The organism is Faecalibacterium sp. OM04-11BH, assembly GCF_003482185.1.
Lineage (GTDB): Bacteria > Bacillota > Clostridia > Oscillospirales > Ruminococcaceae > Faecalibacterium > Faecalibacterium tardum.
The window spans coordinates 71,213-87,580 of sequence record NZ_QULS01000004.1 but is presented as its reverse complement, the minus strand read 5'-3'; the positions used below and the strand labels follow the sequence as shown (position 1 = coordinate 87,580).

Below are 16,368 nucleotides of genomic sequence, written 5' to 3'. Positions count from 1 at the left end.
ATCTTGCAAAGTTGACAAAATACAGGTATATTTATATCTGTAAAGCCAGCACAATGGCACTTTCCAGACAAAACGCCTGCGATGCCGGTTAAAAACACAAGAGAGGTACCGCAGCTACTATGGGTCTTTTTCCTTCTGCCAATGATTTCAAGGCCGGTAAGGGTGTCGAAAAGGACGCCCCCCGCAAGACCGGCATCGGCCGCTTTTTTGAGCTTGTAGGCCGTGATATGAACGGGATGTTCCTTGCAAACCTGCTGACCTGTATCGGGTTTGCACCGGTCATCTGTCTGGTGTACATCGGCTTTTTGCAGAACAGCCTGCCGGTGATGCTGGGCAGTGCCGCCGTGGGCGGTCTGTTGGCCGGGCCCGCACTGGCCGGAATGTACGATACTGTTCTGCGTGCGCTGCGCGACGAGGCGGGCTACTGGTGGGTGACCTACCGCAAGGCCTTCAAGCGCAACTTTAAAGCCAGCCTTGTGCCCGGTGTGCTGTACACCGTGGTGGTCACGCTGCAGATTTTCCTCGTCTATTTCTGCTTCAATATGCTGTACCACGGTACCAACGTGGGCGTCCCGCTGTGGGTGGCTACGGTGCTCAATCTGGTGCTGTTCCAGATGCTGTTTGCCTACATGTGGCCGCAGGTGGTGCTGCTGGACCAGCCTTTGAGCCTGACTTTGAAAAACAGCATCAACTGCATGATCGCCTTTTTGCCCCACGCACTGGCTGCTGCCATCGTGCAGGTGCTGTTCTGGGGCGTGGTGATCTTGTGCATGCCGCTGGGGCTTTTCCTGATGCTGATCTTCGGTTTCTGGTTCGTCACCGAGGTGTCCTGCCAGATCGTGTACGGTGATATTGACCGGGTGTTCCACATCGAGGAGAACATCCGCAAGATGAAGGACGCCGAACTGGAAGCAGCCCTCAAGGAGGACTACGCCGACGATGACACCCCGGAAGAATAAGCGATAAAACTGCGGAAAGGAGCGATGTCCCATGGAACAACGGAATAATCTTGTGCTGCAGGGGACAGAGACCTTTTCCCGCGGGCAGCTGGACAACCTTGCGCTGGAAAACGGCGCACTGGTGCTGGACAGCGTGGCCGGGCGCAGCCTTTTGTACGGCAGCTACACCACCCCGGAGTTTGCCATGCCGGCCTTCTGCAACCTGAACGTCAGCTGGAACGCCCACGCACCCCGGGACACCATGGTGGAGGTGCGCTGCCGGGTGTACGCAGCAGGGGCGTGGACAAGCTGGATGAGCTTTGGCAAGTGGGCACCGGATTACCCCCGGTGCAGCGTGTCCAGCCAGAGCGAGGACGGCATGATCTTTTTGATGGGCGATACCGTCACGGTAGCCGCCCCGGGCGGCGGCACCGGCGTGCAATTGCAGGTGAATCTTTCCACCAACAACGATAAAGTTAGCCCGGCGGTGCGTCTGCTGGCAGCGGCGGTGCGTCCTCTTGCGTGGGAAAAGCACAACGGCCACCCGCTGAACCGGCGGCTCTATCTGCCGGAATACTGCCTTTCCGCCCACGACCCCAGCTTTGGGCGGGAGATGGATCTGCCGCTGGTCATGGCGGCGCTGATGAACCGCTGGGGCGAGGATATTCTGCCGGAGGAAGTGGCCTACGCCATGGAGGACGGCAGCACCCGCTCTACCGGCAACACCGCCTTTGCCGCCGCCGCCGCAGGCTGCTGCGGCTACCCCTGCTGGCAGGCGTGGATGGATCTTGCCGACCTGCGGGAGCAGATCCACGACGGCTGCTCGGTGGCGGTGCAGGTGGAGCGGCGGGTGCGCGGCCAGCGCGACCCGTCGCGGCTGTGGATGGGGCTGCGCGGTTTTGGCCACGATGACGCCGTGATGGCAGATTTTGTGCTGCTGAACGACCCCACCGCCGATACCGACGGCGCAGTGAACTGCACCATGGCGCTGGTGGATTTTATGCGTTACTTTACCGGCAAGGCCATTGCCCTGCGGCCAAAGCAGCGGGAGACTGAGGCCGACCGTCCCCGGCGGCTGCGCTGCGAGCTGCACGCTGGCACCCAGCCGGGCGTTTACTATTTTGAGCGGCGGGGAGAACCCGCAGACCTGCCGGAGGATTTTTCCGGCTGGATCGCCTGCGCGCCCCACGATGGCGTGGCGCACGCCACCACCGCCCACCGCACCTTTTTGCGCTGTACCCGCACCGAGGACGGCGGGGTACAGTTCCCGCCGGAGCTGCTGGCCGCAGGCGGGCGCTACAGTGTGTACGCAGTGGACCAGACCGGCACCATGCGGGTAGCAGAGGTACGGCTGCCGAAGCCGACCCCCGTACCTGCAAGCACAGAACCCAAAGCCCATGGCCAGACCGGGGACGCCCCGGCACAGCCGTAAGCTTTTTCAGGGCGATATATGAAACAGGAGGAACACATTATGGCAAAGACGATCATCACTTTGGGCCGTGAGTACTGCACCGGCGGACGCTTCATCGCAGAGGACGTGGCAAATGCGCTGGGCATCAAGCTTTACGACAAGGAGCTGATCACCATGGCAGCAAAGAACTCCGGTTTGTCGGAGGAGGCTGTTGCCGCCAGCGAGAAACGGCACACCCACAGCCTGCTGTACAGCCTGTACACCATGGGCAACGAGCTGCCGCTGGGCGATCAGGTGTTCATTCTGCAGAGCCGTATCATCAAGCAGCTGGCCGAGGAAGGCCCCTGCGTGATCCTTGGCCGCTGCGGTGACTACGTTCTGCGGGAGCGCAAGGACGTGCTGCGGGTGTTCGTGTATGCACCCAAGGAGTGGCGCTTGCAGTACGCCAAGACCAACCCCTTGGTAAAGGCCAAGGACGAAAAGGGCATCAAGGACGAGGTGGAAAAGACCGACCGCAATCGCTCGGCCTACTACAACTACTACACCCAGAACCGCTGGGGCGATGCCCACAACTACGATCTGGCCATCAATGCCGCCCTTGGCCGCGAGACCTGCGTAAAAATGATTCTGGACGCAGCCGCCGCAAAGGAAAAGACGCTGTGACCCCCGGCAAGACCCAATAAACAACGACAGAACGTGGGCAGGGCGCTTCTGCGCCCTGCCCACGTTTCCGGCAAGGGAAGTTCTTACAGAGCGTATACCTTCTGAAGGCTTCCCCCCCCCCTTGGGGGGAAGGCTTTAGTGGCTGCGGCGTTGGCTGAGAGCGGTATCCATGCCGCAGCATCCCCAATCCCAAGTGTTCAAAAGGAGAAATCGTGAAAACAAATCAATCGCAGACCGCACCCGCCGAGGTGCGGGAAAACATCATGGGCACCATGGAGATCAACCCGCTTTTGCTGAAGCTCAGCATCCCGATGATGATCTCCATGTTGGTGCAGGCGCTGTATAATGTGGTGGACTCGGTGTTCGTGTCCCATGTCAGCGAGAGCGCCCTCACCGCCGTATCGCTGGCCTTTTCGCTGCAGAACGTCATGATCGCCGTGGGCGTGGGCACCGGCGTGGGCGTGAACGCCCTGCTGAGCAAGAGCCTTGGCGAAAAGAACCAGAGCCGCGCCAACGCCACCGCAGAAAACGGCATCTTCCTTTCCCTGTGCAGCTTTGCGGTGTTTTTTGTCATCGGCCTCACCTGCATGAAGCCCTACTTCTACGCCCAGACCAGTGACCCCGTCATCGCACAGCAGGGCATCCGGTATTTGTCGGTGTGCAGCATCTTCAGTCTGGGTCTGTTCACGCAGACCATGGGCGAAAAGCTGCTGGCGGCCACCGGCCGCACCTATCTGAGCATGATCAGCCAGCTGGTGGGTGCAGTGGTGAACATCATTCTGGACCCCATCTTTATCTTCGGCTACTGCGGGCAGGCGCTGTCCGGCACCACCGGCGCGGCGGTGGCTACAGTCATTGGCCAGTTCTGCGGTGCAGGTATGACGTTGTACTTCAACACCCGCAAAAACCCGGATATCCAGATCAGCTTCAAGGGCTTCCGGCCCAGCGCCAAGGCCATCGGCCGCATCTACACCGTGGGTCTGCCCAGCATCGCCATGCAGTGCGTGGGCAGCCTGATGACCTTTGGCATGAACCTGATCCTGATGGCCTTCTCCGCTACGGCGGTGGCGGTGTTCGGCGTCTACTTCAAGCTGCAAAGCTTTGTGTTTATGCCCATTTTCGGCCTGAACAACGGCATGGTGCCCATCATCAGCTACAACTATGGTGCCCGCAGACCGGACCGCGTGAAAAAGACCATCAAACTGGCGGTGTGCTACGCCGAAGGCATCATGCTGGCAGGCTTCTGCATTTTCCAGTTTGCGCCCGGGCAGGTGCTGAGCATCTTTGCCGCCAGCGACGCCATGCTGGCCATCGGCATCCCGGCTATGCGCATCATCTGCCTGCATTTCCTGCTGGCGGGTGTCAGCATCGTGCTCAGCTCGGTGTTTCAGGCGCTGGGCAACGGTGTCTTTAGCCTCATCGTTTCGGTCTGCCGCCAGCTGTTCGTGCTGCTGCCGGCAGCATGGCTGCTGGCACAGACCGGCAGCGTCAACAATGTCTGGTGGGCCTTCCTCATTGCGGAAGTCGTAAGCATCCTGATGAGTCTGGCCTTCTATGCCCGTATCAACAAGACCACCATCGCACCCCTGTACCACTGACCCGGGTGCGGGCAGCGGCCCTGCAAACGAAAGGAACGTGATCTCTATGGTAAAAAAGCTGAAGTGGAACCTGATCCTCATGAGCCTGCTGTATGTCGGGCTGGGCATTTTTCTGGTCATGAAGCCCGGCACGGCGCTGAACATCGTCTGCTACGCGCTGGGCGGCGTGGTGCTGGCCTGCGCAGCGGTGCAGCTGATCCGCTACTTTGTGGTGGAGCGCGGGGTGTTCCAGAGCCAGCTTACCCTGATCTCCGGCCTTATCTGCCTTGCGCTGGGTGTTTTTCTGCTGCTGCGCAGCGATATCGTGGTAAGCATTTTGCCCATCGTGTTCGGCCTGTTCGTCATCTTTGACGCCATTGGCCGGGTGCAGAACGCTTTAGACCTGCGCCGCTGCGGCTACGACAGCTGGAAGGGCTTTCTGCTGCTGCCGGTGCTCAGCGTGGTGCTGGGCGTGGTGCTGATTTTGAACCCCTTCGGCGCCATGGAAACACTGGTGATGGCCATCGGCGTCATCCTGATCGTAGAGGGTGCCATCAACCTGCTCAGCGCTCTGTACACCATCCTTGCGGTGCGCCGCTTTGCAAAGCTGCACCCGGAGACCCAGTCCGTGCTGGAAAGCATTACCGGCGAGGACCTGAACGGCGACGGCGTTGTCGCCCCGGACGTGACCCGCACCGATGCAGAGGCTACCGCCGTGGAGCTGGACCATGTGGACGAGAGCGCCACCGTGGAACAGGAGGAGCGGGAGTAAAGAATAAACCCTCTCAGGCAACGCCGTCAGGCGTTGCCTGAGAGGGTTCTACACCAATTATCAAGAAAAGGAAAAAGGAACAAAATCATGGAAAAGTACGATCTGATCATCGTGGGTGCGGGCCCTGCCGGCATCTTTACCGCTGTGGAGCTGCTGCGCCACGGCAGCAAAAAGAAGATGCTGCTGGTGGAAAAGGGCAAACCGGTGGAAAAACGCCACTGCCCCAAGGCAGAGATAGGCCACTGCGTCAACTGCCGCCCCACCTGCGCCATCACCACCGGCTTTTCCGGTGCGGGCGCGTTTTCGGACGGCAAGCTGAGCCTTTCCTACGAGGTGGGCGGCGACCTGCCCACCCTCATCGGGGAGGAGTTTGCGCAGGAACTCATCGACTACACCGATAAGATCTATCTGGAGTTCGGCGCAGACCCCCATGTGGAGGGCATCTACACCGGTGAGGACATCAAGGAGATCCGCAAAAACGCCATCCACGCGGGTCTGAAGCTGGTGGATTGCCCCATCCGCCATCTGGGCACCGAGAAGGCACAGGAGCTGTATCTGGCCATCCAGAACTATCTGGCAGACAACGGCGTGGAGATGCGCTTCAATACCGAGTGCGAGAATATCATTCTGGAAGAGGACGGCTGCAAGGGCGTGCTGCTGAAGGACGGCGACAGCCTGCTGCCCGTGTATGCGGACGAGGTGGTCATCGGCACCGGACGCCGCGGCGCAGACTGGCTGGAAAAGCTCTGCGCAGAGCACCACATCGCCCACAAGCCCGGCACCGTGGACATCGGCGTGCGCGTGGAGTGCCGCAACGAGGTGATGGAAAAGGTGAACAAGGTGCTGTATGAGTCCAAGCTCATCGGCTACCCGAAGCCGTGGAAGAACAAGGTGCGCACCTTCTGCCAGAACCCCGGCGGCTTTGTGGCGCAGGAGAACTACGACAACGACCTTGCGGTGGTCAACGGACACAGCTTCAAGGAAAAGAAGAGCCCGAACACCAACCTTGCCATTCTGGTGTCCCACAACTTTACCGAGCCCTTCAACCAGCCCATCGCCTACGCCCAGAAGGTGGGCGAGCTGACCAATATGCTGGGCGCAGGCCACATCATGGTGCAGCGCTACGGCGATATTCTGGACGGCAAGCGCACTTGGCAGAAGGAACTGGCACAGTCCAACGTGAAGCCCACGTTGAAGGATGCCGTAGCCGGTGATATCACCGCCGCCATGCCCTACCGCGCCATGACCAACATCATCGAGTTCATCAAGATGTTGGACATGGTGGTGCCCGGTTTTGCCGCCAACGAGACGCTGCTGTACAGCCCGGAGCTGAAGTTCTACTCCAACAAGGTGAAGATGGACGAGAACCTCGACACCAACATTCAGGGTCTGCACTGTCTGGGCGACTCCTCCGGCTGGACGCGCGGATTGATGATGGCTTCGGTCATGGGCGTGCTCATGGGCCGCAAGCTGGCTGAAAAGGAAGGCTGCTGAAAACGATTTGAAATGGCCGCCGCGTGCGCTTTGGCCATGATTCAAGGAATTTGATTTTTTATTTCAGTGCCCCGGAGCGTCTGCGGACGCTCCGGGGCACCCTTTTCACAGAGAGCTTTTTGCAAAAAAATAGCGGAACACCCGCAGGGTGTTCCGCTATTTTGCATTTAAAATTAGCCCTCGATGAGCTCCACGGTCTTCATCTTGACCGGGGTGGTGGGCTTGTCGTTCCAGTCGGTGCGGACGGCTGCGATCTTATCCACAACGTCCATGCCGGCAACCACCTTGCCAAAGGCGGCGTACTGGCCGTCCAGATGGGGTGCATCCTGATGCATGATGAAGAACTGGCTGCCTGCGCTGTTGGGGTTCATGCTGCGGGCCATGCTGATCACACCGCGGGTGTGCTTGAGGGGGTTGTTGACGCCGTTAGCGGCAAACTCGCCCTTGATGTTCCAGCCCGGGCCGCCGGTGCCGGTGCCCAGCGGGCAGCCGCCCTGGATCATAAAGCCGGGGATGACACGGTGGAAGGTCAGGCCGTTGTAAAAGCCTTCCTTGACCAGCTTTTTGAAATTCTCACAGGTGATGGGGGCAACTTCCTCGTTCAGCTCGATGTCGATGATGCCGCCGTCTTCCATAGTAATGCGAACCATAACGCTACAATACTCCTTTTGTGTTGACCCCGCAGCGGGGGTGTTGGGGGCAGAAATGCCTGCCCGGATATCCCTTATAGTATACCATAGGTTTTGCCCGTTGCAACGATGCAGATGCAACGTTTTTGTAAAAAATCGACTAAGAAGCCTTTGCCGGAAGCTGGCTTACTCCATTTTTATCCGCATTGTGATGAGCTGGCCGTCCTGCATGGTGCCGTCCGAGCGGTAATACCGCCATTCGGTCGAACCGTCCGACAGCAGATATTCGACGGCAAACACCTGCCCGGCCTCGATTCGGACGGGGTAATTGTCAGACGGCAGAAACTCATGCATTTTCGGTAGATCCTTGAAGTCCTCGTATGCGTCCTCGAGCCGCCAGAACTTCCGGGACTTGTAGTCGGTGAACGCGGAGATATCCTGTTCGCCATAATAGAAGGCTGTGTAGGTTTTGCCGCTGACTTCCAGCGTGTCGATCCGCTGCGGCTCCTGCGTCAGGTCTGTGGTGTAAAGCTTTTCCCCATAGCTCTCCTTCAGCTGCTTTGCCATATAATATTCGGCATTCAAATAGCCTGTGTTAACAATATGTGCATTCCCGTAGATCCCCATGATATCGGTGCGGTGAGTCTCTTCCAGTTCCTGATAGCTGCGCTGGAAATTCTCCACCATCCGATCTTCCCGGTACTGTTCAGCCGCCTCTTCATTGGTTTGACGAATCCGTGCGTATCGCTTTCCCTGCTGAATATTCAGCAGGGCACGTTGATACTCCTCGGTGTCCATCTGCCCGGTGGATTTCAGATATTTCAGATACCGAGGGCCGGTACTATGCCAGGTATGGCCGACATCGGTGCCGTGGAACACGGTCTTTGGGTAGTTCTTCTTGATCTGCTTCAGAAAATCCTTTACGATCTCGGTGCCGCCTGCTGTGCCCTCCCAGTCCTTGAACTGCTGATCCAGCAGTTCGTCATCGTCTGCCTGCATCCACAGGTTGAGGAACTGTGCATCCGTATACGGGTATTCTACAAACAGATCCCGCATTCCCTTTTTATAATATTCACCCCAGATCTCAAGTTCCCGATCCAGAATATGCGAATCGCTGTGCCATTCTCCGTAGAGGTAGATCTCGTCCGTGGAGTTGCTCGTATTATTCACATTGTTCCAGAGCAGCCCCAGCAGTGCCAAAATCAGTACCAGAATCAGTACGGGGACGACATATTTCCAACGTCCGGTCTTTTTTCCTGTTTTCATTGTAATTTCTCCTTCATTTCCACCATATCGTCCCAGAAGCGCTTGGGGCAATGGGTCATGCGGCCTTTTTCGTTGTGGCGCGCTTTGATTTCCAGCGTTTTGTAGAACTGCGTCCACAGCGCCTGAAACTGCTGCTCCCGCGCACTGGGCGGCGGCAGCTCCAAGGGCGCTGCCAGCTCCAGCAGCCGGGTGCTGCGCCCCTCGTGCAGCAGCACCGCCTGATGGACGGCATCATAGATCATGAAATCCTCCTCCGGGAAGCGTCCGCAGAAGTGCAGGCGCAGCAGGGGGAGGATATAATTTTTGGGGTGGATGACCGCGCCCAGCATCCCATCGTGCTCCTCGAAACGTACAAAGCCCTGAAACTTGTCTACCTCCCAGTCCAGACTTTTTTTCATGGCGTAGAGGGGCGCGACTACCGGGTGTCCCTCCCGCTTGACCGTGCCCGGGCCCAGCGCAAAGGCCAGATGCAGAAAGCGGAGCAACAGCAGCTCCTTGTCCTCCTGCCCGGAGAGAAAATCCCGGCTGACGAGGTACTCGGTCTCTGCGCCCAGCTTTTTGCCAAAGCTTGCGAACACCCGCCGGGCAACGGCGGGGTCGGTGGCAATCTCCTTGACCGGGTAGAGGGTGGCGGTCTCCCGCTGGGGCGTCCACACCGCAAAGGGAAGCTCGTGCTGGGCAAAGCTTTCGTATACGCAGCACAGAAAACCCTCAAAGCTGCCGTCATACAGATAGACCACGTCGGCATCGTGCAGTTTGCGCGCCCCCTTGGGGCTTACAGCGCCTTGGCAAGACATTGCACAGCCTCCTCCCGTACCATGCGGACAGCCGCCCGGGGCGGCACGCCCTGCCCGATGAGGTTGTCCACAGCGGGCGGGCTGAACAGGCTCAGCTGCTCGCAGCTGCCGCTGAATACGTTGGGGTCGATGAGCGCCCGGGTAATGCGCTCCCGCCCGGCGGTGCCGCGCCCCGGGTGCGCTCCGGAAAAGCCCCGGCAAGTGATGAAGTACTGCGCCCGCTTGAGCACCACGCCCATGCGTTTCAGCTCGTCCAGACCCAGCGCCGCCTGCTTGCGGGCGCGCCAGATGCGCCGGGCGCTTTTGGGGCCGATACCCGGCACCCGCAGCAGCATCTCGAAGGGGGCATGGTTCACGTCCACCGGGAACAGCCCGTAGTGCTGCACCGCCCAGTTGCATTTGGGGTCCAGATAGGGGTTGAAGTTGGGATTGTCTTTATCCAGAATCTCGTCTGCCTCGAACTGGTAGAACCGCAGCAGCCAGTCTGCCTGATACAGCCGGTGCTCCCGCAGAAGGGGCGGCTTTGTGTCCAGTGCGGGCAGGCGGGTGTCCTCGGCTACCGGGATGTAAGCGGAGTAGAACACCCGTTTCAGCCCGTATTTGTGGTACATCCCCTCGGTCAGCTTTAAGATGTGATAGTCCGTCTCCGGCGATGCACCCACGATCATCTGGGTGCTCTGCCCGGCGGGGGCGAATTTGGGCGCGTGGCGGTAGAGGGTAAGCTCCTCCCGGCTGGCAGCGCCGGACACCGCGATCTGCTTCATGGGGCGGAAGATGGAGTGCCGCCCTTTATCCGGGGCCAGCAGGTTCAGGCTGCGCTCGCTGGGCAGCTCCACGTTCACGCTCAGGCGGTCGGCCAGATACCCCAGCTGCTGCAAAAGCTCCGGGCTTGTGCCCGGAATGGCCTTGGCGTGGATGTAGCCCCCAAAGCGGTATTCGCCCCGCAGCAGCCGCAGCACCGCCAGCATCCGCTCGGTGGTGTAGTCCGGGGTGCCCAGCACCGCACTGGACAAAAACAGCCCCTCGATGTAGTTGCGGCGGTAGAACTCCATGGTCAGCTCTGCCAGCTCCCGGGGCGCAAAGGTGGCGCGGGGGATATCGTTGGAGCGGCGGTTGACGCAATAGCCGCAGTCAAAGGAGCAGCAGTTGGTCATCAGCACCTTGAGCAGGCTGACGCAGCGGCCATCGGCGGTAAAGGCGTGGCAGCAGCCCGGCGCGTAGCAGCTGCCCGTCGTGCCCGGGCGCGCGGTGCGGGACGCCCCACTGGAGGTGCAGGCAACGTCATATTTGGCGCTGTCGGCCAGAATGGTCAGCTTGTCCATCAGGGTCTGTTCCATGCAGAAAACACCTCCAAAGGGGATAAAATCGGGAAAAAAGGGTCAAAAAATAAAGCCATACGCAAAACAGCAGATGGCTTTATGAAAAACAGGGGGGACGTCTTTGACAAAAAGCAAACGCTTACCGGAACAAAAGCCTTCCCCCGTCCGGGGGAAGCCTTCAGCCACTAAAGCTTAAATCGTCCGGCTTACCACTTGGCCTTGGTCTCTACCACGCGGCCTGCAATGTGCAGGTGGTTCAGGTCCTCGCCCTTGATGACCATTTCATGATAGGCGGGGTTGAAGGGCTGCAGCACCACGCAGTTGCCACGCTGGATGTAGCGCTTCAGGGTGCCCTCGCCCTCGTCGCCGTAGATCAGCACGCCCAGATCGCCGTTTTCCAGCGTGTCCTGCTTGTGCACCAGCGCAAGGTCGCCGTCCTGAATGCGGGGCTCCATGCTGTCGCCGCGCACCACCAGATAAAAATAGTTGGCGGGGTCTTTCACCCGGGCGTACTCCTGCCCGTAGTCCTCCTCAAAGGCCAGTGCGCCGTAACCGGCCTTCACCGTGCCGATGACCGGGATCAGGCTCTCGGTATAGCTGCCGAAAAAGCGCTCCTCGGGGGCAGAAACATTGCTGACCGGGCGGTACAACCCCAGCAGATAGTCCGCCGTGGTGTTCAACAGCTCCGCAATGCGGGCCACGGTGGAGGGGTCGGGGGAGGATTTGCCGCTTTCCCACTTGCCGACAGCCTGCTGTGTGACCCCCAGTCTGGAGGCAAGCTCCGCTTGGCTGACGCCCTGCTTTTTGCGGCACTGCTTCAATAGCTCTGAAAACGACATGATGATGCTCCTTTTCCCGATGGGTGGTTTATGTTAGTTTTATTATACAACAAAAAGGTGTTTCTGTAAAGAGAAATTCCAAAAAAACTTCGAATAAAGGTTGTGATAAATGCGCCCGTTGTACAGTTGCTGTACAGAAAAAAGAAAAAATTTGCATAAGGGCTTGACAGAACGGCGTAAATCTGGTAAAGTAAATAGGCATTCGACACGGCGTAACGCGAGTGTCCACAAGGAGAGATGTCCGAGTGGTTTAAGGAAGCAGTCTTGAAAACTGCCGTACGGCAACGTACCGTGGGTTCGAATCCCACTCTCTCCGCCATTTTTTTATTGAATAAGTGTAATGCACTTTGCTCTGGAGTAGTACTCAAGAGGCCGAAGAGGCGCCCCTGCTAAGGGCGTAGGTCGTCTAAACAACGGCGCGAGGGTTCAAATCCCTCCTACTCCGCCAAGAAAATCCCTCGTAGTTTCGTGAAAACTGCGGGGGATTTTCCTTTTTGTAGCGTTCTCACTCGTGAAAAAAGGGGTTCTGAAAAGCCCGCGGGCTTTTCAGAACCCCAAAATTATAAATAATCGTTCCGCTGAATATGCCCAGAGCAACGCGGAGGGCATTCCCAATCGTCTCGTCTTGCAGCGGTGAGCCAGCTGAACCGGAAAAGCTTTACAGCAGCAGGTTCGTGATAGCCGCCAGCACCAGCAGGTGCACCGGGTAGAACCAGTAAAAGGCCTTTTTTTGCAGCGGACTGCACGCGCCGCGCTGCCCGTTATAGAACCAGACCAGCACAAAGGCCAGCGGGGCGGTAAGCTCGAACAAGAACAGCAGCGCGCCCACAAGGCACTGCCGCTTGCGGTCTGCGCGGGTCAGGTACAGGGCGCAGATGATGATCACGCCGCTGGCGTTGTAGTCGGTATTGGCAGCCAGCGCCAGTGCGGCGCAGCCCACTGCCCACACAAGCCCCTGCCAGCCGGGCAGGCCGTTTTCCTTTTCAAAGCGCTTGAGCCCTGCCATAGCCAGCACGCCCAGCGCCAGCGTCCAGTAAACGTTCTGCGCACTGGGGTCAAAGGGGCTGCGGAAGAACGCAAGGTCAAAGGGTACCTCGCTCAGAAGGCCGAACAGCACCAGCCGCCCAAGGTAGCCTTTGACGTTGTGGGTGTGCACAAAGCCCTCCACCAGCAAAAAGCAGAACAGGGGAAAGGCCAGCCGCCCGGTGAAGCGCAGCACCATGTCCAGCCGGTACAGCGGGTAGGCAGAAAGGGTGTCCTGCGAGAGGGTGCCGGCGTCCAGCCCGGGCGTAAGGATGCCTGCCTCGATGCAGGACGCGCCGATGTGGTCCACCAGCATGGTAATGCAGGCAATGGTTTTAAGAGCAGTGCCGCTGAAAGTGCGGCGCGGGGAAAGTGCGGTCATAAAAACACCTCGTTCAGGTCGTTAAAAATCGTTACAGGAACTATAACGGAGGAAAGGCGGCATTTCCTGCAAAAATCGCGGCAAAATCTGCACAGAACGTGCAAAAATCGGGGCAAACTGCTTGACAGAAAAGGCGCGGGATAGTACAATCAAGAAGATAATTGAACTATCTCAAATGAAAGATGAAAAAGATTCACAGAGAATCAGGCGTCTCCGAACCAGTAAAGACGGAAGGAGGCTTTGGGCATGACGCTTTTTTCCTACGAAATTTTTGATGCCGTGGCCCGGCAGGGCAGCTTCAACAAGGCGGCACAGCAGCTGCACCTGACCCCCTCGGCCATCAGTCACGCCATTGCCGTAATGGAGGAGGAACTGGGTTTTGCCCTGTTCAACCGCGGTAAAAACGGCGTATCCATGACCAGTTACGGCGCTTCCCTGTATCCCTCTATCCGCGATGTGCTGAACAGTGACGAGGCGCTGAAGCAGAGCATCGCCCGCCTGAACGGCTTGGAAAAGGGCAAGGTAAAGCTGGGTGTATTCAACTCGGTGTGCGCCTCGCTGCTGCCCGGGCTGCTGAAAAGCTTTGCGGCGCATTATCCGCAGATCGAGATCGAAGTATATCAGGGCACCTACGATGATGTCAAGGAATGGCTGCGCACCGGTCAGGTGGACATCGCTTTCCTGTCCTCTACCTGCCGGGAGGAGTTCAACCTCACCGAGCTGTTCCGGGAGCCGCTGCTGTGCATCGTGCCGCAGGACTGGCCGGAGCCGCAGGACGGCGTAATGACTCCGGCGCTGATGAACGGCCAGAGCTTTGTGGTGCAGTGCGACGCCACCGACGCCGAGATGCGCCAGTTCCTCAAGAAATACAAGATCGGCACCGAGCGCCGCTGCCACGTCATCGACGACCAGTCCAACATTGCCATGGTGGAGGCCGGGCTTGGCATCTCCATCATGCCGCAGATGCTGCTGCGGGACTGCAAAGCCGCCGTCAAGGTGTACCCTATCGAGCCGGAGGAGTACCGCGTGGTGGGTCTGGCCGTGCAGCGCCCGGCCTCTATGGCTCCCGCCGTGGAGCAGATGTTCCACCATATCGTGGAGTACTGCCACGAGCTGGATCTTTCGCTGTAATAAAGAATATTATGGTATCTATCAACCGGGAAGTTCTGCGGAGCTTCCCGGTTGATTTTTTACAGAGAGTGTAGAGAAAAAGCGGCAGCTACAGCGGCACTGGGAACGTTTCTGCTTGCCTTCAGCGTGCAGGGACGCTCCGCTGGGCCAGAGGCAGGGAGGGGTGTTCCGACTCCCCCCTCCCTACCTCTGGACTCCACCCACCCCGCAACGGGCCAAGGGCTACTCGCCCTTGACAAACCTAAAGAAGAAGTCGAAGCACAAAAAAGCTAGCGCTGCGCCAGTCGGCGCTATCGCTTTAACGCTTTTTTCGCTTCTCCATTTATAGCCCCTCAGTCGCTGCGCGACAGCTCCCCCGAGGGGGAGCAAGCGCTCGCCCGCAGCGCCGCGCTTTCGCAGAAAGCGGCGCGCATTCCAAATCGTCCCGTCTGCCGCCGCAAGTAAAAATTGCATCCGGCGGCAAAAAGGATTATACTATAAAAAAGCCTGCGGTGTACAGGCCGCAGAGGCGGATGTGAGAGGATGAAACCATGAAACGACGGGATTTTTGCAAGGGTCTTGCGGTGACCCTTGCGGCGGGAGCACTTGCTCCCGCTGCGGCGCTGCCGCAGGCCGGGGCGGCTACGGCGCTGGTCGGCCGGGCTGTGCCAGACGACTACTATACCCTGTGGTACCGCAGCGACCGCAACAGCGCCGACCTGCGGCACGACTACTATTACAGCGACAGCCTGTTCGACCACCCTGCCACGGAGTACGACAACCAGCTGGCGCTGGCCACCTTGGGCATGGCGACAGCCACCGACTGTCCGTGGGAGAGCGACCAGCGCTATTGGATGGAAGGCGAGGTCGGCCGCGCCGACCATATCCGGGACGCCTTTGCAAAGCTGGGCTTTACCGAGGTGCAGCTGTTCAACTATACCCACAGCCTGAACGACACCCCGGACACCGTGGCCTGTGCCGTTGCCCGCAAAACGCTGGTGCGTGGCGGCAGACAGGTGACTATCATCGGGGCGTTCCTGCGCGGCTCCGGCTATGGAGCTGAGTGGTCCGGCAACCTTCATGCAGGACCCGGCAGCGCCCACACCGGCTTTGTGACGGCGGCGCGGCAGCTGGTCGAAAAAATACGCGGATATGTTCAGGCGTCGGCAAAGCGTCAGCCGCTGGGCACCCTGAAGCTCTGGATGGGCGGGTACAGCCGGGGCGGCGGCGTGACCAACCTTGTGGCAGCGCGTCTGCCCGCCGTGCTGCCGCAGCTGGAAAAGAAAAACACCTACGTCTATACCTTTGCCGCCCCGGCAGCTCTGACGGCGGCAGACTGCCACGAATTTCAGCAGGATTTTGACAACAACCACACGGCAGACGGCAGGCTGAAAAAGGACTGGGGCACCAGCAACATCTTCAATATCGTTTCCAGCGGCGACGTCATCCCCCGCATCCTGCCCGCAGCGTGGGGCTTTTATCGCAACGGCAACGACCGCTTTCTGCCCTCTACGGTCATCCCGGAGGAGCTGGAGGCGCTGAACGACCGCAGTACAGGGATGGAGGGCACGCCGATAGACTTCGGGCGGCTGGCTGTCTCCGAGGAGACCGATGCCGTGCTGCGCTCCATGCTGGATCTGTTCTGCGACCGTCAGACCTACTACGAGGACTACGAGGACGCCATGCGCTGTATGCTGCAATGCGCGACCACCCGCACGGAGGAAGAAGTGACCCAAGGCATCATACGGGACGATGCTGCCGTGGTGGCACAGCTGCGCAGCATGGAGCTGATGCAGCGCTTCCCACAGGAAAAGGTGGAGCGCAGCGTACAGGCGGCTTCGGCGCTGAGCCGCCCGGTGCTGGAAAAGCTTGGCAGCGCGGTGCCGCTGCAGGCGCAGCAGATCGTCATCCCTATGCTGGCGGTCGGTCTGTGCTTTGAATTGCAGCCGGATACCGTGCAGATGGTGGCAAACTTTGTTCTGTCCACCATCACGGTAAAAGGGCAGCTGAGCGGCATTTTAAAGACCGTGATGTGCCACTTTCAGGAAAACTACATCACCGTGCTGGAATCCTACGACCCCGCCGACCATGGCATGGAGCCCTACACCCGGCAGGAAGAACTATAAGCAAAAGGCCGCTGCGCAGACA

Annotated in this window: 14 protein-coding genes and 2 tRNA genes; 10 read left to right on the top strand and 6 right to left on the bottom strand. The window is 59.1% G+C overall.

Features of this window, described 5'->3' with window-relative positions; genetic code table 11:
• Nucleotides 1-119 precede the first annotated feature (119 nt).
• From DXB44_RS05360 to DXB44_RS05335, 6 genes are all read left to right on the top strand, one after another.
• Nucleotides 120-959, top strand: a complete 840-nt coding sequence (locus tag DXB44_RS05360; protein WP_005921666.1) for a DUF624 domain-containing protein — start codon at nt 120-122, stop codon at nt 957-959.
• Nucleotides 960-990: 31 nt separating this feature from the next.
• Complete coding sequence (locus tag DXB44_RS05355; RefSeq protein WP_118657987.1) at nt 991-2,370, top strand: hypothetical protein; 1,380 nt, start codon at nt 991-993, stop codon at nt 2,368-2,370.
• A 39-nt stretch (nt 2,371-2,409) separates the two neighbouring features.
• Nucleotides 2,410-3,012, top strand: a complete 603-nt coding sequence (locus DXB44_RS05350) for a cytidylate kinase-like family protein (RefSeq protein ID WP_097779069.1) — start codon at nt 2,410-2,412, stop codon at nt 3,010-3,012.
• A 212-nt stretch (nt 3,013-3,224) separates the two neighbouring features.
• On the top strand, nt 3,225-4,610 hold the full coding sequence (locus tag DXB44_RS05345; protein WP_118657986.1) for an MATE family efflux transporter: 1,386 nt from the start codon (nt 3,225-3,227) through the stop codon (nt 4,608-4,610).
• Between the two features lie 46 nt (nt 4,611-4,656).
• The gene (locus DXB44_RS05340; RefSeq protein ID WP_118657985.1) at nt 4,657-5,361 is read left to right on the top strand and encodes a DUF308 domain-containing protein; all 705 of its coding nucleotides are present in this window, start codon (nt 4,657-4,659) and stop codon (nt 5,359-5,361) included.
• A gap of 87 nt (nt 5,362-5,448) precedes the next feature.
• The gene (locus DXB44_RS05335; protein WP_118657984.1) at nt 5,449-6,855 is read left to right on the top strand and encodes an FAD-dependent protein; all 1,407 of its coding nucleotides are present in this window, start codon (nt 5,449-5,451) and stop codon (nt 6,853-6,855) included.
• A gap of 173 nt (nt 6,856-7,028) precedes the next feature.
• Here the strand turns inward: DXB44_RS05335 and DXB44_RS05330 are convergent, their stop codons facing one another.
• The 5 genes from DXB44_RS05330 to DXB44_RS05310 all read right to left on the bottom strand — a co-directional run bounded on the left by DXB44_RS05330 (nt 7,029) and on the right by DXB44_RS05310 (nt 11,705).
• On the bottom strand, nt 7,029-7,505 hold the full coding sequence (locus DXB44_RS05330; RefSeq protein WP_055186307.1) for a peptidylprolyl isomerase: 477 nt from the start codon (nt 7,503-7,505) through the stop codon (nt 7,029-7,031).
• A gap of 165 nt (nt 7,506-7,670) precedes the next feature.
• Complete coding sequence (locus DXB44_RS05325) at nt 7,671-8,750, bottom strand: hypothetical protein (protein WP_118657983.1); 1,080 nt, start codon at nt 8,748-8,750, stop codon at nt 7,671-7,673.
• Entirely contained in the window at nt 8,747-9,547 is an 801-nt protein-coding gene (locus tag DXB44_RS05320; protein WP_118657982.1) for a TIGR03915 family putative DNA repair protein, read from the bottom strand. The genes DXB44_RS05325 and DXB44_RS05320 overlap by 4 nt, the downstream gene beginning before the upstream one ends.
• Nucleotides 9,526-10,884, bottom strand: a complete 1,359-nt coding sequence (locus tag DXB44_RS05315) for a putative DNA modification/repair radical SAM protein (RefSeq protein WP_118657981.1) — start codon at nt 10,882-10,884, stop codon at nt 9,526-9,528. Before DXB44_RS05315 ends, DXB44_RS05320 begins: the two co-directional genes overlap by 22 nt.
• Nucleotides 10,885-11,072: 188 nt before the next feature.
• Nucleotides 11,073-11,705, bottom strand: coding sequence for an XRE family transcriptional regulator (locus tag DXB44_RS05310; protein WP_097779075.1), 633 nt, complete (start codon nt 11,703-11,705; stop codon nt 11,073-11,075).
• Nucleotides 11,706-11,936: 231 nt separating this feature from the next.
• Here DXB44_RS05310 and DXB44_RS05305 point away from each other — a divergent pair.
• Both DXB44_RS05305 and DXB44_RS05300 read left to right on the top strand, forming a co-directional pair.
• Nucleotides 11,937-12,024: transfer RNA gene (locus DXB44_RS05305), tRNA-Ser, on the top strand.
• 35 nt (nt 12,025-12,059) lie between these two features.
• Nucleotides 12,060-12,153, top strand: a tRNA-Ser gene (locus DXB44_RS05300).
• A gap of 210 nt (nt 12,154-12,363) precedes the next feature.
• Here the strand turns inward: DXB44_RS05300 and DXB44_RS05295 are convergent.
• Nucleotides 12,364-13,110, bottom strand: a complete 747-nt coding sequence (locus tag DXB44_RS05295) for a TraX family protein (RefSeq protein WP_118657980.1) — start codon at nt 13,108-13,110, stop codon at nt 12,364-12,366.
• A gap of 246 nt (nt 13,111-13,356) precedes the next feature.
• On the opposite strand from DXB44_RS05295, the gene DXB44_RS05290 reads away from it, so the two are divergent.
• Together DXB44_RS05290 and DXB44_RS05280 are read left to right on the top strand one after the other, a co-directional pair.
• Nucleotides 13,357-14,241, top strand: coding sequence for a LysR family transcriptional regulator (locus DXB44_RS05290; RefSeq protein WP_015537220.1), 885 nt, complete (start codon nt 13,357-13,359; stop codon nt 14,239-14,241).
• 530 nt (nt 14,242-14,771) lie between these two features.
• The gene (locus tag DXB44_RS05280) at nt 14,772-16,346 is read left to right on the top strand and encodes a lipase (RefSeq protein ID WP_118657978.1); all 1,575 of its coding nucleotides are present in this window, start codon (nt 14,772-14,774) and stop codon (nt 16,344-16,346) included.
• The last annotated feature ends 22 nt before the right edge of the window (nt 16,347-16,368 follow it).